This window comes from Ruegeria sp. CDSA089 (assembly GCF_059612205.1).
In genome coordinates this window covers 599,971-619,478 of record NZ_JBXWQD010000001.1, presented here as the reverse complement: position 1 = coordinate 619,478, position 19,508 = coordinate 599,971, and the positions used below count along the sequence as shown (strand labels likewise).

The 19,508-nt window shown below is 58.2% G+C and carries 21 protein-coding genes; 15 read left to right on the top strand and 6 right to left on the bottom strand.

Annotated elements, in window-relative coordinates:
* Window positions 1–31: 31 nt before the first annotated feature.
* Genes AC2FJ6_RS03120 through AC2FJ6_RS03110 form a run of 3 tightly spaced genes read left to right on the top strand, consistent with a single transcriptional unit; the run spans window position 32 to window position 2,400 of the window.
* Window positions 32–856 carry a sulfite exporter TauE/SafE family protein gene (locus AC2FJ6_RS03120; protein WP_170770369.1) on the top strand — a complete coding sequence of 275 codons (825 nt, stop codon included), beginning with the start codon at window positions 32–34 and terminating at the stop codon, window positions 854–856.
* Window positions 856–1,635: a phytanoyl-CoA dioxygenase family protein gene (locus AC2FJ6_RS03115; RefSeq protein ID WP_170770372.1), complete on the top strand. Its 780-nt coding sequence runs from the start codon at window positions 856–858 to the stop codon at window positions 1,633–1,635. Before AC2FJ6_RS03120 ends, AC2FJ6_RS03115 begins: the two co-directional genes overlap by 1 nt.
* A 36-nt stretch (window positions 1,636–1,671) precedes the next feature.
* On the top strand, window positions 1,672–2,400 hold the full coding sequence (locus tag AC2FJ6_RS03110; RefSeq protein WP_480874429.1) for a SpoIIAA family protein: 729 nt from the start codon (window positions 1,672–1,674) through the stop codon (window positions 2,398–2,400).
* Window positions 2,401–2,649: 249 nt separating this feature from the next.
* Here AC2FJ6_RS03110 and AC2FJ6_RS03105 read toward each other — a convergent pair whose 3' ends face one another.
* From AC2FJ6_RS03105 to ccmI, 3 genes are read right to left on the bottom strand one after another with little or no spacing between them, the layout of a single operon-like run.
* Window positions 2,650–2,883 (bottom strand): DUF1289 domain-containing protein, encoded by a 234-nt coding sequence (locus AC2FJ6_RS03105; protein ID WP_170770376.1) that lies wholly within the window; start codon window positions 2,881–2,883, stop codon window positions 2,650–2,652.
* A 15-nt stretch (window positions 2,884–2,898) separates the two neighbouring features.
* Window positions 2,899–3,363 (bottom strand): Holliday junction resolvase RuvX, encoded by a 465-nt coding sequence (gene ruvX / locus AC2FJ6_RS03100; protein WP_170788873.1) that lies wholly within the window; start codon window positions 3,361–3,363, stop codon window positions 2,899–2,901.
* Window positions 3,360–4,580 (bottom strand): c-type cytochrome biogenesis protein CcmI, encoded by a 1,221-nt coding sequence (gene ccmI / locus AC2FJ6_RS03095; RefSeq protein WP_170770380.1) that lies wholly within the window; start codon window positions 4,578–4,580, stop codon window positions 3,360–3,362. Before ccmI ends, ruvX begins: the two co-directional genes overlap by 4 nt.
* 196 nt (window positions 4,581–4,776) lie before the next feature.
* On the opposite strand from ccmI, the gene AC2FJ6_RS03090 reads away from it, so the two are divergent.
* The 7 genes from AC2FJ6_RS03090 (at window position 4,777) to AC2FJ6_RS03060 (ending at window position 11,704) form a co-directional block, all read left to right on the top strand.
* The gene (locus AC2FJ6_RS03090) at window positions 4,777–6,021 is read left to right on the top strand and encodes a sarcosine oxidase subunit beta family protein (RefSeq protein WP_170770382.1); all 1,245 of its coding nucleotides are present in this window, start codon (window positions 4,777–4,779) and stop codon (window positions 6,019–6,021) included.
* Window positions 6,022–6,108: 87 nt separating this feature from the next.
* Window positions 6,109–6,438, top strand: a complete 330-nt coding sequence (locus AC2FJ6_RS03085; RefSeq protein ID WP_170770384.1) for a sarcosine oxidase subunit delta — start codon at window positions 6,109–6,111, stop codon at window positions 6,436–6,438.
* 43 nt (window positions 6,439–6,481) lie between these two features.
* Window positions 6,482–9,511 carry a sarcosine oxidase subunit alpha family protein gene (locus AC2FJ6_RS03080; RefSeq protein WP_496668341.1) on the top strand — a complete coding sequence of 1,010 codons (3,030 nt, stop codon included), beginning with the start codon at window positions 6,482–6,484 and terminating at the stop codon, window positions 9,509–9,511.
* The gene (locus tag AC2FJ6_RS03075) at window positions 9,504–10,070 is read left to right on the top strand and encodes a sarcosine oxidase subunit gamma (RefSeq protein WP_170770388.1); all 567 of its coding nucleotides are present in this window, start codon (window positions 9,504–9,506) and stop codon (window positions 10,068–10,070) included. The genes AC2FJ6_RS03080 and AC2FJ6_RS03075 overlap by 8 nt, the downstream gene beginning before the upstream one ends.
* A gap of 193 nt (window positions 10,071–10,263) precedes the next feature.
* Window positions 10,264–10,740, top strand: coding sequence for a hypothetical protein (locus AC2FJ6_RS03070; protein WP_170770390.1), 477 nt, complete (start codon window positions 10,264–10,266; stop codon window positions 10,738–10,740).
* A gap of 19 nt (window positions 10,741–10,759) precedes the next feature.
* A complete protein-coding gene (locus tag AC2FJ6_RS03065) occupies window positions 10,760–11,239 on the top strand; it encodes a hypothetical protein (protein ID WP_170770392.1) in 480 nt (159 codons plus the stop codon).
* A gap of 21 nt (window positions 11,240–11,260) precedes the next feature.
* Window positions 11,261–11,704 carry a hypothetical protein gene (locus tag AC2FJ6_RS03060; protein WP_170770394.1) on the top strand — a complete coding sequence of 148 codons (444 nt, stop codon included), beginning with the start codon at window positions 11,261–11,263 and terminating at the stop codon, window positions 11,702–11,704.
* A gap of 23 nt (window positions 11,705–11,727) precedes the next feature.
* On the opposite strand, the gene AC2FJ6_RS03055 is transcribed toward AC2FJ6_RS03060, so the two are convergent.
* Window positions 11,728–12,468: an FkbM family methyltransferase gene (locus AC2FJ6_RS03055; RefSeq protein ID WP_480502603.1), complete on the bottom strand. Its 741-nt coding sequence runs from the start codon at window positions 12,466–12,468 to the stop codon at window positions 11,728–11,730.
* Window positions 12,469–12,589: 121 nt separating this feature from the next.
* On the opposite strand from AC2FJ6_RS03055, the gene AC2FJ6_RS03050 reads away from it, so the two are divergent.
* A complete protein-coding gene (locus tag AC2FJ6_RS03050; RefSeq protein WP_480502602.1) occupies window positions 12,590–13,189 on the top strand; it encodes a superoxide dismutase in 600 nt (199 codons plus the stop codon).
* A gap of 192 nt (window positions 13,190–13,381) precedes the next feature.
* Here AC2FJ6_RS03050 and AC2FJ6_RS03045 read toward each other — a convergent pair whose 3' ends face one another.
* A complete protein-coding gene (locus tag AC2FJ6_RS03045; RefSeq protein ID WP_170770400.1) occupies window positions 13,382–14,128 on the bottom strand; it encodes a calcium-binding protein in 747 nt (248 codons plus the stop codon).
* A 509-nt stretch (window positions 14,129–14,637) separates the two neighbouring features.
* Between AC2FJ6_RS03045 and AC2FJ6_RS03040 the strand changes: the two genes are divergently transcribed.
* The gene (locus AC2FJ6_RS03040) at window positions 14,638–15,090 is read left to right on the top strand and encodes a host attachment family protein (RefSeq protein WP_170770402.1); all 453 of its coding nucleotides are present in this window, start codon (window positions 14,638–14,640) and stop codon (window positions 15,088–15,090) included.
* Window positions 15,091–15,125: 35 nt separating this feature from the next.
* Here AC2FJ6_RS03040 and AC2FJ6_RS03035 read toward each other — a convergent pair whose 3' ends face one another.
* On the bottom strand, window positions 15,126–15,689 hold the full coding sequence (locus AC2FJ6_RS03035; protein WP_170770403.1) for an LOG family protein: 564 nt from the start codon (window positions 15,687–15,689) through the stop codon (window positions 15,126–15,128).
* A 126-nt stretch (window positions 15,690–15,815) separates the two neighbouring features.
* Here AC2FJ6_RS03035 and AC2FJ6_RS03030 point away from each other — a divergent pair, with 126 nt between their 5' ends.
* From AC2FJ6_RS03030 to AC2FJ6_RS03020, 3 genes are all read left to right on the top strand, one after another.
* On the top strand, window positions 15,816–17,171 hold the full coding sequence (locus tag AC2FJ6_RS03030) for a LysM peptidoglycan-binding domain-containing protein (RefSeq protein WP_170770404.1): 1,356 nt from the start codon (window positions 15,816–15,818) through the stop codon (window positions 17,169–17,171).
* Window positions 17,172–17,249: 78 nt separating this feature from the next.
* On the top strand, window positions 17,250–19,055 hold the full coding sequence (locus AC2FJ6_RS03025; protein ID WP_496668339.1) for an ABCB family ABC transporter ATP-binding protein/permease: 1,806 nt from the start codon (window positions 17,250–17,252) through the stop codon (window positions 19,053–19,055).
* A 33-nt stretch (window positions 19,056–19,088) separates the two neighbouring features.
* Window positions 19,089–19,487 carry a DUF2147 domain-containing protein gene (locus tag AC2FJ6_RS03020; protein ID WP_237217244.1) on the top strand — a complete coding sequence of 133 codons (399 nt, stop codon included), beginning with the start codon at window positions 19,089–19,091 and terminating at the stop codon, window positions 19,485–19,487.
* The last annotated feature ends 21 nt before the right edge of the window (window positions 19,488–19,508 follow it).

Sequence of the window (19,508 nt, the reverse complement as noted above, 5' to 3'; positions counted from 1 at the left end):
AACGCGGCCTTTGGGTCGGGATGGGGGAAAGATGCCAGAGACGATGTTGCTGGTTCAGATGCTGGCACTTTTGCTTGTGATCGGAGCGTTCGCGGGCGTGTTGGCCGGATTGCTGGGCGTTGGCGGTGGGATCGTTCTGGTTCCGGCCTTTTTCTATGCGTTTCAAACGCTTGGTTATGGCGGTCCGCAACTGATGCAGCTGTGTCTTGCAACTTCGCTGGCCACAATCATTGTCACGTCAATCCGCTCGGTTCTGGCCCATAACAAGAAAGGTGCGGTGGATTGGTCGATCCTGCAAGGCTGGGGGCCGGGCATCGCGCTGGGCGCAATCCTCGGCGTGATGGTGGCGTCGGCCCTGCGAACCGAGGCATTGCAGGCGCTGTTCGGCGTACTTGGGATGGTGATAGGGGCCTATTTGGGGTTGGGCAAGTCGGAATGGCGGCTAGGTGACGCGATGCCCAAGGGCGTGCGGCGTGCGGTCCTGTCTCCGGGCGTTGGGTTCCTGTCGGTCCTGATGGGCATCGGAGGGGGCAGTTTCGGCGTGCCGCTTATGAGCCTGTTCAACACGCCAATTCACCGTGCCGTCGCGACGGCTGCCGGGTTTGGTGTAATCATCGCCGTGCCGTCGGTCATCGGCTTTCTGTTTCTGGGCATCGCGCCCGAACACCGCCCGCCGCTGACCATCGGCGCGGTCAATCTGGTTGCTTTCGCTATCGTGGTCGCAATGACCATGATTACGGCGCCTTGGGGCGTAAAACTGGCCCATGCGATGGACCCGAAACCACTCAAAAGGGTCTTTGCGGTCTTTCTGACATTGGTCGCGCTGAACATGCTGCGCAAGGCGGTGGGGCTTTGATGGATTTCCACGAGAGGGGCTGGGTGAAGTTTCCGTATGATCCGGTTTTGGCTGACTGGGTGCGGCACGCTTTACCACAGGCGCGCGCCTCGGTGGCGGATCCGGCCCATGCCCAATGGGTGGATTGCGAGGGCACTTGGTTCATCGGCGTCGATGCGCTGGACAATGATGCGCAGGGACGGGTCGGGCAGTCGGATATCCTGTCCGGGCAGGCCATGAGATTTATTGTCGAACAGTACGGAACGCTGCCGCTGCACAAAGGTCAGGTCTCGATAATCTATCCCGGCTATCCCAAACCGCGCCGGGGCGAGAATGAGGCCGCAGCGCGGTATCGACGCAATCGGGATGCGGCGCATGTGGATGGTCTGCGCCCGACGGGACCGGACCGCCGCCGCCGCGTGGATGAGCCGCACGCGTGGATATTGGGAATACCGCTGACCGATGCCAGTGCTGATGCCTCACCCATGGTTCTGTGGGAGGGCAGCCACAAAATCCTGCGCACCGCTTTTGCAGAAGCGCTGAAGGATCACCCTCGCGACAGGCTGCACGAGGTGGATATCACCGACATCTACCAAACCGCCCGACGCGAGGTGTTCAACACCTGCCCGCGTATCGAACTGCCTGCCAAACCTGGCGAGGCGTATTTGCTGCATCGCCACTGCCTGCACGGGGTCGCGCCGTGGCCGGATGGTGCAAATGCCGGGCCGGACGGTCGGATGATTGCCTATTTCCGCCCCGAATGCGCAGGGGGTGTGGCCGAGTGGATCGAATCTCCGTAACCTGCCGCCATTGTTTTGGTTTGGAGGTTTAGGGGTATGATTACGGTTCACACAAGTTCGGACGGAGCTCAGATCGAAGTCGAGCTGTCCGGCGAAGTCACCAGCACCGATTACAGCGAAACGCTTGTTCCAGCGATCGAAGCGGCGCTGGCAGAGCATGAGACCGTGCGCATGATGGCCGTCGTTCAGCCCGAGTTCAAGGGCTATGACCTGGGGGCGGCATGGTCGGATACCAAGCTGGGTCTCAGCCATTGGCGCGGCTTTGATCGGATCGCCGTGGTGGCTGATCAGGGGTGGGTGCAGACCAGCACTCGTCTGGCCGCGCCGATCATGCCCTGTCCAATGCAGGTTTTCGAACTGGCCGATATCGAAGAGGCGCGGCGGTGGCTGCGCGAATCCCTGGGCTCGATCCATGTGACCGATTTGGGCGGACCCTGTGTTCAGATCAGCCTGTTGGGCAAGCTGGACCCCGACGAATACCAAAAGGCCGGGGCGCATCTGGACGATCTGCTGCGCGACAAAACCGGGTTTCGTCTGCTGATCGACCTCAGCGCTTTTGACGGCTGGCGGGGCCTTACGGCTTTAGCTGCGCATTTCCGACTTGCAAGAGGCCATATCGGACGGCTGGATCGCGCGGCTATCGTGGGCGACAAGGCGTGGCAACATCTGGCGCAACGCGTCGCAAGCCATGTGCTGGGTGCGCGTACCCAGTTTTTCCCGGCAGAAGAGATAGATAACGCAAAGACCTGGCTTGCCGCTGGCTAGTGTCAGGATCGGCGGATTGACGCCAAGTCAGCCCATTTGGCGACATGTTGTTCTTGATTGACCAGTCAGAAAAAATCTAGTGTCCCAATGTTTGCCCCGTCGACCACGCGGGGCAACAAAAATGCCGAAACGCGCCGTTGTGGGTTGCCACTCACTCACAAAATGTCTTCGAACTTGACCCCCTCGGAGTTCAGACCAACCTGCAACGGCGCAGGCGCGGCACAGGGGTCGGGAACCGGGGAGGTAGGGTCAGGATTTGTTCAGACGCGCCGACCGTCCGCCCCGCCGTTTTGCAAGCTGCGGCTTGCGGTCGGGCAGGGACTCCATGATCTCGGCACGTTCGGAACTGTCCATCTTGGACCAGCGCGAGATCTCGTCGATGGTGCGATAGCAGCCGGTGCAGATCCGCTCTGTCGGGTGCACGACGCAAATCTGGACACAAGGGCTTTCGACCTCATTCCGTTTCCAGACCATGTTTGTCATAGGCGTCATCCGTCCTTACAGAAAGCGCAGCCTGTCCAGCGCTCCTTGCAAGATATAACCGGCGGCGACGTGATCAATAACCTGTCCGCGACGTTTTCGTGTCGTATCCGCCTCAAGCAGTGCTTTTTCTGCCGCAACAGTGCTGAGGCGTTCGTCCCAGAACCCGATGGGGACATCGGTCAGACGCATCATATTGCGGGCAAAAGCGCGGGTAGACTGGCACCGGGGGCCTTCGGATCCGTCCATGTTTTTCGGCAGGCCCAGAATAACTCCGCCAATTTCACGTTCTGCAATCAGCTCTAGCAGGCGTGCGGAATCGAGCGTGAATTTCTTGCGTCGAACAGTCTCCAGAGGGCTGGCCACGCCGCGCATCCGGTCCGAGACCGCGACCCCGATGGTTTTTTCCCCCAGATCCAGTCCCATCAGCGCCGTCATAGGCGCTAGGGCTGATGCGAAATCTTCAAACGCGTCGTGGATCATTGCGCAATTCCGGCCTGAAACGCGGCTGCGTCAAGCAGCTCCAGCGCCTCGGTATCGCCTGCAAAGATGTCCACGGCTTCTTTCATGATATCAATCGCGCGCTGGCCTTCACCCAGAACCCCCAAAGCGGCAATAAGCTGCGCCCAATCCTCGACCGGACCGCCTTCGGTGGCCAGACGATCTGACAGCTGGTTGACCATGCCTTGGATCATTTCTTGCCGTTCCTCTGGCGTCAAAGCCGCGGCGGCGTCGATGTCTTCACGGCTAGGGCCGGACGGTGCCGGGATATTTGGCGGGTTAAACACGCCTGCCCGGAAAGCCAGATCGTCAAGCTGGGCGTAGATGGCCTCGACCCAAGGCGCGCCGGGTGGGGCGACGCGCAGGGCGTCGATCCAGATGCGATAGCCGATGTCAGGACGTCCGACCTGAACCATCATTTGCCCCAGATAGTAGTTTGCAGGGCCATGACGCGGATCACGCTGCAATGCCTGCTTCAACGCCTCTTCCGCCTCGGGCGAGACATAGCCATTTGCCGACAGGATCATCATCTCGGCCAGATGCGAATAGGCATCCGCCGGAGCGGCGTCACCGGAAAGTTCGATCACCCGCTGCTGCGCGGCGTAGGCAGCCCGGAAATTCCCTGCGTTTGCCTCATGTTGCGCCAGCAGGATATGGCCTTGCAGGTCGTCGGGGCGTGCCGAGACTGTCTCACGCAATTGCTCCAGTAGGGCAGCGTAGCTTTCGTCCAGTTGCGGCTGCGGAGCGGCGGGTAGGTCGGCCTCGACCTGAGCCTGGCTGGGGCGGTCGGCCCGTAAGGCTTCGGCCATCTCCTTGCGCAGCTCCAGTGGCTGATCCGGTAGTCCGGCCGCGCCCATCTGACGATACATCCAGAATCCGCCGCCTACTAAAACGGCAGCAACGACCGAGATTGCCACGACATTGGCCCAGAGCGGCGGTCCATCCTGATCCGTTTGCGCCTGCATCTGCGCGTCAGCGGCCAGAATGCGGCGCGAGATTTCGGTTCGCACACGTTCTGCGTCCGCTTCGCTGACGACGCCCCGCGCCAGATCGCGATCAACACCTGCCAGTTGCTCGCGATACACACGCAGGTCGTAGGCTGCGGCGGGTTCACGGTTTTTACGCCCCCTGAACATCGCGTAGCCAAGGAACGCGGCAATCAGCAGCGCGGTGAGGATCAAGAGGGCCCAGAAAGTCATGACAGCTCCAGTATAGCTGCCCTGACTTAGACCCGCAGGCGCGTAGAAAAAAGGGACAAATGGCCGCGAGACGATTACAACACGCAATATTGGGCGCTATGTCGCAATAGTGCGATATTACGGCGTTGAACGGCAGGGGTATAATGTCGTTACGCGGCATACCTTCGCACAATCACCGAACCGGATGGATTCGCTTATGAAACACTATTCAGCCTTTGCTGTGGCGCGTGAAGCGCTGCGCTATCACACCGGGTGGGAACGCGCTTGGCGTTCGCCCGAGCCTAAGAAGAAATACGACGTGATCATCGTCGGTGCCGGTGGTCATGGTTTGGCTACGGCGTATTACTTAGGTAAGAATTACGGCATTCAGAATGTCGCCGTGATCGAAAAAGGCTGGCTGGGTGGCGGCAATACGGGCCGGAACACGACTATCATCCGGTCGAACTATTTGCAGGATCCGTCGGCGGCGTTGTACGAAAAGGCACGCAGCCTCTACGAGGATCTGAGCCAGGATCTGAACTACAATATCATGTTCAGCCCGCGCGGCGTAATCATGTTGGCGCAGACACAGCATGAGATCCGCGGTTATCAACGCACGGCCCATGCCAACGCGTTGCAAGGCGTGAAGACCGAGTGGATCACGCCCGAGCGCGTCAAAGAGCTGGTGCCGATCATCAATCTGGACGGGCCGCGTTATCCGGTTTTGGGCGGTCTTTGGCAGGAACGCGGTGGTACCGCGCGTCACGATGCGGTGGCCTGGGGTTACGCCCGTGCCTGTTCGGCCATGGGAATGGACATCATCCAGCAATGCGAAGTCACCGGCGTGCGTCAGGAAAATGGCCGCGTTGTGGGCGTCGACACCACCAAAGGCGCGATCGACTGTGACAAGCTGGGCATTGTGGTCGCGGGCCATTCCGGTCAGTTGGCCGAGATGGCGGGCTTCCGTTTGCCGCTTGAGGCCGTGGCGCTGCAGGCGCTGGTGTCCGAGCCGATCAAACCCTGCATGGACGTGGTTGTGATGGCCAACACTGTGCACGGCTACATGTCGCAATCCGACAAGGGTGAGATGGTCATCGGTGGCGGCACTGACGCTTACAACAACTTCACCCAGCGCGGTTCGTTCCATCATATCGAGGAAACCGTGCGGGCGCTGGTCGAGACCTTCCCGATGATCTCGCGCCTCAAGATGTTGCGCCAGTGGGGCGGTATTGTGGACATGACCGGCGACCGCTCACCCATCCTGTCGAAAACGCCTCTGGGTGGATGCTTTATCAACGCTGGTTGGGGCACGGGCGGCTTCAAGGCCATTCCGGGCTCGGGCTGGGGTATGGCGCAGCTGATGGCCACGGGTCATTCGCCGCTGACCGAAGCCTTCACGATGGACCGTTTTAAAGAGGGCCGCTTCATCGACGAAAGCGTCGCCGCCGGGGTGGCGCACTGATGAGATTTTTCGTCGAAAAATCTTACGCGCCCGACACGCTGATTTCGCAGGACACTGCCGTGTACCTGCTGCCGAAAGGATGACCAGATGCTGATCCTGAATTGCCCATATTGCGGCGTCGATGCCGAAGAAACCGAACTGGCCGCTGGCGGCGAGGCGCATCTCAAGCGCTATGGCCCCGGCTCGTCGGATGATGAGTTCCACGACTACCTGTTCATGCGTGAAAACCCCAAAGGCGTTCACTTCGAACGCTGGCGCCACGCCAATGGTTGCGGAAAGTGGTTCCACGCGGCGCGTGCGACCGACACGCTCGAAGTCTTCGGTACCTATTCCGCTCAGACCACCGAGCCACCGCAAGAAATCCGCGAGGCGATCACCGCCAAGCGCCCCGGCTGGACCTGGAGAGAGTTCGAATGATCCGCCCAGCCACCCGTAATTCCGCCTGCGAAAGGTCCGCAACATGAGCACCCGTCTCGCAAATCAAGGCCGGCTGATCGACCGGTCGAAACAGGTTACATTCAGTTTCAACGGCACCTCAATGCAGGGCTATGAGGGCGACACGCTGGCCTCGGCCCTGCTGGCCAATGATCAAATGATGATGGGCCGATCGTTCAAATATCACCGTCCGCGCGGCGTTGTCGCCAGCGGCGCGGAAGAGCCGAACGCTCTGGTCGGTCTGGGGCAGGGCAACCGGTTCGAGCCGAACCAGCGCGCAACCACGACCGAGCTGTTCAATGGCTTGACGTCGATCTCGCAGAACCACTGGCCGAACCTCGAGTTTGACATCGGGTCGATCAACACCCACCTGTCGCGCTTCTTGCCGGCGGGCTTCTACTACAAGATGTTCATTCATCCCAAGCCGTTCTGGAAACACGTCTACGAGCCGTTCATCCGTCAGTCCGCGGGTCTTGGCAAAGCGCCTGACAAGGACAACCGCGATGCGGACACGTACGAGCACTTCTACCACTTCACCGATGTTCTGGTAATCGGCGGCGGTGTAGCGGGTCTTCAGGCTGCGAAAGTGGCAGCCGCGTCCGGTGCCAAAGTCATGCTGATCGAGCAGACTGCCCATTGGGGTGGCCGGGCTCCGGTTGACGGTGGTACGATCAATAATGAGCCTGTGGATAAGTTCGTGGAACAATTGGTTTCCGAACTCGAAGCAATGGACAACGTCACGATGCGCAATCGTTGCATGGGGGCCGGGGTTTATGACCACGGTTACGTGCTGGGATATGAGCGTTTGACCGACCACAAGCCGGGCACTCAGGGCCCACGTCACCGGCTGTGGCGCATCCGCGCCAAACAGGTTGTAACTGCCACCGGCGCGATCGAGCGTCCGCTGTCCTTTGCGGGCAACGATGTGCCGGGCGTGATGCTGGCCTCGGCCATGCGCGACTATGTGGTGAACTGGGGCGTGACCCCCGGCGACCGCGTAATCGTTGCGACCAACAATGATGACGCCTATCGCACTGCGATCATCCTGAAACAGGCCGGTGTCGAGGTTCTGCGTATCGTGGATGCGCGCACGACAGCCGGACCGCTGGCCGATGAGGCGCGCCAGCTTGGCATTCAGGTCGATCCGGGCAAAGCCATTGCCAAGGTCAAGGGCGGCAAACGCGTCAAAAAGGTCGAACTGTGCAATCAGGAAGGCATCGGCGGTGCACGCGAAGAGGTCGAGTGCGACGCGGTCGCCATGTCGGGCGGCTGGTCTCCGGTCGTGCATATGTGGTCGCATTGCGGCGGCAAATTGATCTGGGATGAGGCGCAGGCGCATTTCCGGCCTGACCCGTCGCGGCCTCCTCTGGGCGCTGATGGTGAAGGGTTCGTGCTGGCCGCGGGCTCGTCGAATGGTCCGCTGGCGCTGGGCGATGTTCTGACCGACGCGGATGCGGCGGGTAAAGCAGCGGCCAAGGCGGCCGGGTTCACAGCGAAGCGCACCAAGGCCCCGGTCGGTGAGACCACGGCTGAGGCTCCGATGGCGGCGGTCTGGCTGATGCCGGCGAATGCCGAGATCGGGCTGCGGATGAAATCCTGGCTGGATTTCCAGAACGACGTCAAAGTATCCGACGTTCAGCTGGCGGCGCGCGAAGGTTACGAAAGCGTCGAACACACCAAGCGTTACACCACGCTGGGCATGGCGACCGACCAAGGTAAGTTGAGCAACATCAATGGCTTGGCGATCCTTGCTGATGCCTTGGATTCAGAGATTCCGAAGGTCGGCACCACTACCTTCCGCCCGCCTTATACGCCCATCTCGCTGGCGTCGATCGGCGGTGAGGCACGCGGTGAGGTGTTCCAGCCGATCCGTCAAACCCCGATGCACAACTGGCACGACAAGAACGGTGCCGATTGGGAGCCGGTGGGCCATTGGCGTCGGACCTATGCCTATGTCCGTCCCGGTGAGTCCGTGCATGACGCGGTCAATCGCGAGGTGAAGAATACCCGTGAAAACCTCGGCCTGCTGGACGCCTCGACATTGGGTAAGCTGATCGTCAAAGGGCCCGATGCGGGCAAGTTCCTGGACATGATGTACACTAACATGATGTCCACGCTGAAGGTCGGCAAATGCCGCTATGGCCTGATGTGTTCAGAGAACGGCTTCCTGATCGACGACGGTGTTGTCGCGCGGATCGACGAAGATACATGGCTGTGCCACACCACCACCGGCGGTGCCGAGCGTATCCATGGTCACATGGAAGAATGGCTGCAGACCGAGTGGTGGGACTGGAAAGTCTATGTCGCGAACGTCACCGAGCAATACGCGCAGGTTGCTGTTGTTGGCCCCAACGCCCGCAAGGTGCTGGAGAAGTTGAACGCCCAAGCAGGCGGCGGCATGGATGTCTCGAAAGAAGCGCTGCCTTTCATGGAATGGCGTGACGGCAAGATCGGCGCGTTCGATGCGCGGGCTTACCGCATCTCGTTCTCGGGTGAACTGTCCTATGAAATCGCGGTTCCCGCATCTCAGGGTCAGGCCTTCTGGGACGCTCTGATGGACGCGGGCAAAGAATTCGGCGTGATGCCTTACGGCACCGAATGTCTGCACATACTGCGGGCCGAGAAGGGCTTTATCATGATCGGCGACGAGACAGACGGCACCGTGATCCCGCAGGATCTGGGGCTGCACTGGGCGCTGTCGAAAAAGAAAGAGGACTATCTGGGCAAGCGCGCTCATACACGCAGCCACATGGCCGATCCGGACCGCTGGAAACTGGTCGGGCTTGAGACTGTGGATGGTTCTGTCCTTCCCGATGGTGCCTATGCGGTGGGCGAAGGCGTCAATGCCAACGGTCAGCGCAACATGATCGGGCGCGTGACCTCGACCTATTACTCGGCCAATCTGGGCAAAGGCATCGCCATGGGCCTGATCAAGCACGGTCCTGACCGGATGGGCGAGATTGTCGAGTTCCCGGGCACCGACGGCAAAACCTACAAAGCCAAGATCGTTGACCCGATCTTTTACGACAAGGACGGGGAGAAGCAGAATGTCTGAACCCATCAGCGCACTGAACCACGCCAGCTTTGAGGGCATCGCCAAAGTCGAAGAATGCGGCCTGCAAGGCATGATCACGCTGCGCGGCGATCTGTCCGATAAGGCGCTGGCGAAGGCCGTCAAAGACGCAACCGGGCAAAAAATGCCCGGTCAGCGCGAAGCTTTCGTGGAAGGTGAGTCCGGCGTGTGCTGGATGTCCTCGGACGAATTGCTAGTGCTGGTGCCCTATGCCGAAGTCGACGCCAAGCTGGCGGCCATGACCAAGACACTAAGCGGCACCCATTCGTTGGCTGTAAACGTGTCGGACGCGCGGGCTGTGTTCCGTGTCTCGGGCACCAGTGCCCGCGAGGTTCTGGGAAAAATTGCCCCGGTCGAGCTGTCGGCCGAGGCCTTCCAACCCGGTCAAATCCGCCGCTCGCGCCTTGCACAGATCGCAGGGGCGTTCTGGATGGACGACACTGAGACTTTCCGCGTTGTCTGTTTCCGTTCGGCTGCGGATTACGCGTTCAACTTGCTTAAAGTGGCCGCACAACCGGGCAGCGAGGTCGGGATCTACTGAATCTGAACCTTTATCGTTTTGAAGTAGGGCCACCATGTCTTGTACTGGTGGCCTTTCTTTTTGAGCGCCCAATTAGTCGGTAAAGCCTACTTTGCAGCACAATTTATTGTCGTGCCGTGCTACGTTTTTCCCCCATTGCGGGTGCCTGACCTATGCAGTAGCAATAGACGAAATATTAATAGTGACGTCGGTAATGAGAATTTCAAAATTACTTGTGTATGGCTTCATTGCCGGTCTGAGCCTGCCAAACTTTGCCGCTTCCGAGACATATGCAGAATCGTTTGAATGTGTCTTCGGTAAAGGCCTGGTAAACCGTCCAACACCAACGCGAGTCGTTTTTTCAGTTGATGAAAGTCAACATTCGGTTGTGCTTCACGAAGTTGAAATGCAGGGAATCAATACTCCGAAAACCTGGGCTTCGATCAACAGAACCAGCTATCGTCTACTTTCATTCAGTTGGTTTGGCGAGCCGTATACGTTTTCCGAAAACGGTCGTCGTACCAGGGTTGGCGACCCCAGAACCAAAGTTCTGGATATTGGGCGTCAAGAATTTTCAATCTTTTTGAATCGCCAGACTATGCGCGCAATTGCGAGTTCAAGATCCAATGTGCAGACGTCCCATGATGGCAATGCGAACGGGACCTGCGTTGAGATTGAGTTTTCAAGTTGAATAGCGAAAGGGTTGGCAAGTGAGGCCAAATTCAAGCGCAATTGCTCTCATTGGTGCTTTAACCATCATCCCGGTCGCTTCACTCTCTCAAACTTTCAAAGAGACGTTCGAGTGCGATTTCGGTCCGGGTATTGTCGGCAGCCCTACGCCTCAGCATCTTGTCTTTTCAGTCGATGAATATGGCCGGTCTGCCTATCTTCACGAGGTGCAGCTGCCAAATGTCGAAACACTGCCAGGGCACGCCCGCATCAAGCGCGACGGCGTCCGAAACCTGTCAATCGCGTGGTCCGGAAAAGACTATGTCTATTCTGATACAGGGCGCACTCTTTCTTCCAGTGCATCACGCTCGGACGTTGTTGATCTGAAGGATCAAGAGTTCGCGGTTTTCTTGGATCGCAAAAATATGAAAGCGACAGCCCGGTCGGAATCCTACCTTGCTGTATTTTCACGTACCGGTTTCGCAGAGGGGAATTGCAGAGCAGTTCCTACACCAAATTAACCAAATGAAGGAAAAACATAGATGAAAGTTGCACTCGTCGCGCTGGCATTTTCTATCGCCGGAACAATGGCTCAGGCGGAAATTGTAAACTATGACTGTGAATTGCATAGCATGGAAGCGCAGGGCTGGATTCCCCCTCGGGTATTGCTGAGCGTGGATGCCGACAACAAGCGCGCGCGCGCCTACGATGGGGCGATTGCCTCGTACAACGAATACAAAGGCTGGTCGGATGAAAAACCGATGGACACAAAATTCAAGGTCAACCGAAAAGACCAGTATCAGATGCAATGGAAAGTGACGCTGTCGACCAGCACGACCCAAAAGCTTCGGGTGTCCTACATGGCGCGTCTGGACCCGAAGATAAACAAGTTTGACATGACAGCCCGGTTTCCAATGGTGGACGTTGTAAACCGCCCCAGTGGTGTCGGACGGTGTAAACCGGTTCCCAGTCCGAACCTGTATTGAACGAAGGAACGTCAGATCGGCATTTAGCCGTTCAGAAGGAATGTTTGGAAACCGGTCAGGGCAGGGGCTGAGGTAAAGGACTGCAATCCGACCTCGGCCCCGGTCGCATCCTTGCAGGACTTATAGAATGACAAGAGTTGCGCCAGTGCTGCCATCCTGTCGGCGCGCTGCTCCTCTGGCAACAAAGGCGCGTGGGTCGACAGGTACAGGGCCGGACGGTGTTCCTCCAGAAATGATATCAGGCTGGGCAGCACGGTGAATTCGGCGCCCTCAATATCCATCTTGACCAGTGACACTTGGGACAGGTCATTCACCGCCTGGAATTGATCCCAAGCGATGGTCAGCGCGTCAGTACCATGAGCGCCATCATGCAGCAGCGAGCTGGTGGAATCGCCGGGCTCACCCCGGACTGATGCCATGCGGGCGACGCCGAACTGATCCGACAAGGCCACCCCAAAGGCCGAGACATTGCGGATGTCATTCAGATCCAGGTTCCACGCCAGATAGCGGAACGCCGTGGGATCAGGCTCGAAACACCAGACCTGCCGTGCACGGCGTGCGCCATACAGAACCGTTGGCCCGATCCACGCACCGATATCCAGATAGTCGCGGTCGGGTGAAAGGTGCTCATCCAGAACCGCGAATGTCTCTGGCTCCCACTTTCCTGCAGTTGCCTTGCGCCAGAATTTCGAGTGATAGGGATCCAGGTGAAACGCTTCACCATTCAGGGACCCAGCATAGTACCCGCGGGCGCGGTAAAACATCTTGCGCGCCTGTGTAAGCATCGCGGACCTTTCGGTTTTGTGATCTCTGCCCTTGACCTATGGCCGTTGCCAAAGCATTTAACCTTTGGAACCGCAACAATCATTTCAACAGGGGGCCGAGATGGCTTTTGAACTTCCTGATCTTCCTTATGCACATGACGCACTGGCAGCCAAGGGCATGTCCGCGGAAACATTGGAATATCACCACGACCTGCACCACAAGGCCTATGTCGACAACGGCAACAAGCTGATCGCTGGCACCGAATGGGACGGCAAGTCGCTGGAAGAGATCATCGTGGGCACCTATGACGCAAATGCTGTCGCCCAGAATGGTATCTTCAACAACATCAGCCAGTTGTGGAACCACAACCAGTTTTGGGAGATGATGGGCCCCGGCGACAATGCCATGCCCGGCGAGCTGGAGAAGGCTTTGGTTGAGAGCTTTGGCTCGGTCGACGAATTCAAATCGCAATTCAGCGCGGCAGGTGCCGGTCAGTTCGGCTCGGGCTGGGCATGGCTGGTCAAGAACGCTGACGGCTCGCTGGCTGTCACCAAGACCGAGAACGGCGTGAACCCGCTGTGCTTTGGCCAGACCGCGCTGCTGGGTTGCGACGTTTGGGAGCACTCCTACTACATCGACTTCCGCAATAAGCGTCCGGCCTACCTGACCAACTTCCTGGACAATCTGGTAAACTGGGAAAACGTCGCCTCGCGGATGTAATCGGCTCACCGGTTATACGTTTTGAAAGGCCTGCTTGCGTAAGTGAGTAGGCCTTTTTCGTTACGTGACGAGTGCTTAAGGTTATAGGGGTTGCCGCAGCAGTTCTTTCGATGACTGTTTGAGCCCAAAGAAGACGTCTGGATCAAGCGCGGCGAATGACTGCATCAATGGTGGTTCAAACGATCTTCCACACTAGGCAAATACGAAATCGTCAGCACTTATTCCGACTACTCCCAGCAGTGTAATTTCGTCTAAGTCTAAAGCGGTGCCATCAAGGTCGATGATCGTGTTACCGTCTATCTCTTGAATATTCAGCGACAAGAAGTCTGTCTCGGCAATACCATGGCCGGAAATGTCCAGTTTATCTTTACCCACTTCAAAGTCATGGACGGTATCTAGCCCACTATTCGGGTTAAAAACGAAACTATCGGCTCCTCCCACGGCCTCGTCAAAGAGAGAACCATCTCCCCAGAGGTCGTCGTTTCCAGCCCCTCCGATAATGATATCGTTCCCTCCGACAGTGTCTCCGTATAGGTTCGGAGCGTCGCCAACGATCAGGTCATCGTCTGCTCCGCCGTTCAGAACATCGTCAGAGCTTTGGCCAGAAACAACTGCCCAATCCGTATCTCCGAACAAAAAGTCGCCACCATCACCGCCCGAGATCGTGTCATTCCCATACAGTCCGACGACCACGTCGTTCCCGCCACCCATCTCGGCGACATCGTCCAAGTCAGTGAGAATAACATCCTCGCTGACATCGCTGCCAATAACATGAACCGGAGCCTGTTTTCCCTTGGCGGAAAAAAAATCGAAGTGAGGAACATTCTCCTCTTCAGTGAAAAGGTGATCTATAAAGCTATCGAAGTTCTTTTTTGACGCAAGCACGCCTAAGTCAACTACAGAGCTTTCGCTATCGTTTTTCGGTGGTTTTCGCGGCATTGTATTTCCCTCAAATTTGGAAAGGAATTGCTTCTGCCTAATCTGCCTTTGGCTAACGGTATAGCATCGGTGTGATTACATCTACCGACATTGATTTCGGTCGGTCGGAGATTGAGGGTTTCGCGTACCTGTCAAAGTTCAGAATTAGCCTTTGGAAATTTGAGAGTGTGGGCTTAAGGCTTTCCTCGAATGGCAGAGATACCCGCAATGTGGACAATGATTTCCACACAACATGCTGCGCGACCCGTTCATCGGCTCTCGTATTAACATTTGAAGTTGCTTCACGTCTGCTCGCCTACCCGCCGGTAATTTCCCGCCGATAAATTCGAATTAATCTGAATGCGTATTGTACGGGCCGCTGTAGTCCCTAGCTATATAGGGCGGAGAGAGAGAACCGCCAATCTACTGAAAACACTCAAGCAGCGTGCCGAAAAACCGTTGGTACGCAACGGGATACCTATGCCTGTTGAACAAGGGATGGTCACATAAAACCATAGCAGGAGATCACGATGGTCGCACTTTCACAGGGAACTTGGATTGTCATCGCAGATGGCGAAAAGGCTTTGTTCATGGAGAATATCACCGATGCCGAAGACCCCAATCTGGTGGTTGTCTCCGTTGAAGAAACCGATGGGGCCAGCAGCAAGCCCTCAGATCGCGCCGGGCGACGGGCGGATGCGGGTCCGAACCAGAAATCTGCCGTTGAAGAACCCAAGTGGAAAGCGCATGCGAAATCCCTGTTCGTGCAGGATGTGGCCAATCTGTTGAACCGCAAGGGGCTGAAAGGCGCGTATCAACGCCTTGTTTTGGTCGCCAGTCCGCATGTTCTGGGCCTGTTGCGCCGTCGCCTTCATGGAGAGGTGCTGAGCAAAGTGGTCGCCGAGGTCGACAAGACGTTGACAAATCATCCGCTCCACAAGGTCGAGCAGGTGCTGATCAATCGTTTGAAACCAGCGACTTAAGCGGAGTTTTGAAAGCAGGTGACGTGGTCGCCTGCTTACCCTTTGCTGGGGTCCAGCAAACGCCGAAGGTTGGTCATCGCTTCATTCGGCCCATCGACCCATGTGATGAAATCACCCAGCGACGCATCAGCAAAGCCCTGACCTATGACCTGCTGCACCAGGTCGTGTAACGCGTCCCAGTAGCCATCCACATTTATCACCAGAATGGGTTTGTCATGCAGGCCCAACTGCCGCCAAGTCAGCGCCTCGAACAGCTCGTCCAGCGAGCCGGGGCCGCCGGGCAGCACAACGACCGCATCGGCGTTCATGATCATGACCTTTTTGCGCTCGTGCATCGTTTCGGTCACGACAAAGCGGGTCAGGTCGGTCTTGCCGACCTCGCGTTGCAGCAGGTGCACGGGGATGACGCCAAACGTGTCACCACCAGCATCCTGCGTGGCGCGGGCAACCTCGCCCATCAGACCTACATCTCCGGCGCCGTAGACCAGTCGCCAGCCCTCTTGCGCCAGCAACTGTCCGAACCGGTTTGCAGCCTGCGCATAAGCCGCATTAACACCATTGCGTGACCCGCAATACACACAGACAGATTTCTGGGTCATTATATAGGCTCTCCGGGGTTGTATCTGGGGTTTTGACCCCTGATAGCGAGATTGATAGATTGGCTCAACCGTCAGGCAGAATGCGTGGAAGTCAAAGCATTTGCGCTGCGGAGTGGAAGGAAAAGAATGGACGATCAGTCTGGACGCGAAAGCTCCGGTACTTTCACCTGGGGGGTGATCGCCGGAATAGTGGTTTTGATCGGGGCGGGCGGGGCCTATCTGTCCGGCGCGTTCGATCCTGTGGCCGAAGACCCTGCGCCACAAGCAGAAGCCAACCCCGAACAGCCCGCGCCGACCGAAAGCGCGCAAACGCCGGCCGCGGTGGAGGAACAGGCTGCGTCCGAAGAACCCGTTGCTTCAACGCAGCCCGAGACGACCGCACCGTCAGAACCGGAAGTGGTTGAGGATGCTGCTCCGGCTGAGGCTGAGCCAGCAACGGAAGACGTGGCCGAGGCCGCGCCTGAGACAATCCCGCCCAGCCTTGATCAAATCTTTGTCGAGCCCGACGGTAACGCGGTGCTGTCAGGCAATGCCGAGCCGGGCTCGGTGGTGCGAGTGCTGTTGGATGGTGAAACGGTGCACAGTTTCATCGTGGATCGCAGCGGACAGTTTGCTGAGTTCGTCCTGATCCCGTTTTCCAGTGCGGCACGTGGTTTAACGCTTGAAACCGATGGGCAGGATCAGCCCGTGCGCTCGGACGACTATCTGATCGCTGCCTTGCCCAAACCTGTGGCCGAGGCTGAACCGGTCCAGGATGAACCCCCGGCGACGGTGCAGGAAGACGATGCGCCACCGGCGGATGAAGGCACACAGATTGCCGAGAACACTGCGTCCGAGGAAGAACAGGCTGCTGAAGCTCCGGAAGAACCAGCGGCGGATGAGCAAACCGCCGCAGTGGAACCAGAGCCCAAAAAAGAGGAACCGGAACAGCAGGTTGCAATCCTGCGTTCAGGTCAAGATGGGGTCGAGCTGGTGCAGCCTGCAACACCTCAGGAAGACGCGGATCAGGTGGCACTGGATACGATTGGGTATTCCGACACTGGAGATGTGGAGCTGACCGGGCGTGTGCCGGATGGCTCGGTCGTTCGGCTTTACCTCAACAATAAGTTGGTGGATGACCTGCCGCCTGCCGATGACGGCAAATGGCGCAGTGAGCTGGAGGATGTCGATCCCGGCGTCTATACTCTGCGCGTGGATGAGGTGGGCTCTGACGGCACCGTTGTCAGCCGGCTGGAGACGCCGTTCAAACGCGAACCGCTGGAGGTTCTGCGCGCGGCCGAGGCGTCCAACGCGGCCGCAGCCGCGGCTGCGGCCCCGGCTATCCGGTCCGTTACCGTGCAAGAGGGTGATACGCTCTGGGCGATATCGAGGGAACGTTATGGTGACGGTCTGTTGTTTGTGCGCGTGTTTGAGGCCAACCGCAGCGCCATCCGAGACCCCGATCTGATCTATCCGGGGCAGGTCTTCACCATTCCTGAATAATCCTGTACCTCTGGCCCTCTTGGGTCAGGGGCCAATCTCTGACCGCAGTTCTGGTACGTGATGAGACGAGCAGCCCCTATGCAATCCGCAGATATGCCTGAAACCGACGAGCGACGGTCGGGTTGGCGCACGATCCGCAAGGTCGCGCCCTACCTTTGGCCGGATGATGAGCCTTGGGTGAAACGGCGTGTTGTGATCGCCATGGCAATGCTGGTGCTGGCCAAGGTGATCGCGGTGTGCACACCCATCCTTTATCGCGATGCGGTGGACAGCCTGGCCGGAGACGGCGTGCCGCCGCTGGCGTTGGGGGCCGTCGGACTGACCATTGCCTATGGCATCGCACGCATGATGAATGTTGGCTTTCAGCAGCTGCGCGACGCGGCCTTTGCACCCGTGGGTCAACGCGCCCTGCGAGCCTTGGCGCTAGAGACCTTCCAGCACATACACCAACTCTCGATGCGCTATCACGTGACCCGCCGCACCGGCGGCCTTAGCCGCATCATCGAGCGCGGTGTGAAAGGTGTCGAGTTTCTTTTGCGGTTCCTGCTGTTCTCCATCGGGCCGTTGATACTCGAACTGTTGCTGGTCGCGATCATTCTGATGTGGCTGTTCGACGTGTGGTATCTGGTGGTGGTAGCCGTCACCATCGCGCTTTACATCTGGTTCACCTTTGCCGTGACCGAATGGCGGGTGAAACTGCGCCGGGAGATGAACGATCAGGACACCGAGGCCAATCAACGTGCCATAGACAGCCTGCTGAACTTCGAAACCGTCAAATATTTCAACGCCGAAACGCGCGAAGCTGAACGCTATGATGTGTCTATGAAGGCCTATGCGGGGGCAGCGCTCAAGACGGCGTATTCGCTGGCTTTTTTGAATTTCGGACAGTCGTTCTTGATCACTTGCGGGCTGATCGGGGTCATGGTTTTGGCCGCAATCGGCGTGCAGAATGGAGCGCTGACGGTGGGTGATTTCGTCATGGTCAACGCCTACATGATCCAAATCACCGTGCCGCTGAACTTTCTGGGCACGGTCTATCGTGAGATCCGGCAGGCTCTGGTCGATATGGGGCAGATGTTCGATCTGCTGGAACAACCCGCCGAGGTGACGGATAAGCCCGATGCGCCCGCGCTAAAGGTGACGGGCGGCGAAGTGACATTGCAGGATGTGCGCTTTGGCTATGACGCGGACCGGGAAATCCTGAAGGGAGTGTCGCTGACCGTACCGGCGGGGCAGACGGTGGCCATCGTTGGGGCGACAGGTTCGGGCAAATCCACCATTGGGCGGCTGTTGTTCCGCTTCTATGACGTGACAGGTGGGGCGCTGAAGATTGACGGGCAGGATGTGCGGGATGTCTCGCAAACCAGCCTGCATTCAGCGATCGGAGTGGTGCCGCAGGACACCGTCCTGTTCAACGACACGATCCGCTACAACATCGCCTATGGCCGCGATAGCGCCACGCAAGAGGATGTTGAGGCCGCCGCAAGGGCTGCGCAGATTCACGACTTCATCGTGACCCTGCCCGAAGGCTATGACACGAAGGTCGGCGAACGCGGCCTGAAGCTGTCGGGCGGAGAAAAGCAGCGCGTCGGGATCGCACGTACTTTGCTCAAGAACCCGCCGATCCTGTTGCTGGACGAGGCGACCTCGGCGCTGGATACAGACACCGAGCAGGACATCAAAGATGCGCTAGCCCGCGCGGGCGAAGGGCGCACGGTTCTGACCATCGCCCACCGTCTGAGTACCATCGCCGAAGCGGACCGGATCGTGGTGCTGGAACAAGGTGAGATTCTGGAGCAGGGCACCCATGACGAGCTGCTGGAACGTCAGGGCCGCTACGCCCAGTTGTGGAGCCGTCAGCAATCGGATGCCCAAGCTGCATAACGTGCTATACTCGGCGCATCGGCAGGAGGTGTGATGATGCGCGTTGCTTTGAAACTTGCGGTTGCGGCCATGGTGTTCGGCGTGGGATCGGCTTTGGCGGCGGATGATCCGATTGTTGGGGTTTGGAAAACCGAACCAGACCGCAAAAAGCTGGTCTCGCATATCAAGATCACTGCCTGTGGCGACAAATTCTGCGGACAGATTTTGTCTGCCTTTGATGCCTCGGGGAAAGAGGTGCAGACGCCCAATATTGGTAAAAAGCTGTTCTGGGACGTGTCCAGCCAAGGCGGAGGTAGCTATGGCGGCGGTGAGTTCTGGGTGCCGTTGATCAATGTGGACGCGGTACCGCAGATGACCTTGCAGGGCGATACGCTCAAGGTCAAAGGGTGCGAGCATCATATCTGCGCGCACCAGTCCTGGACCCGGTTATAAGGGCTTTCCGGCGGTTGACCC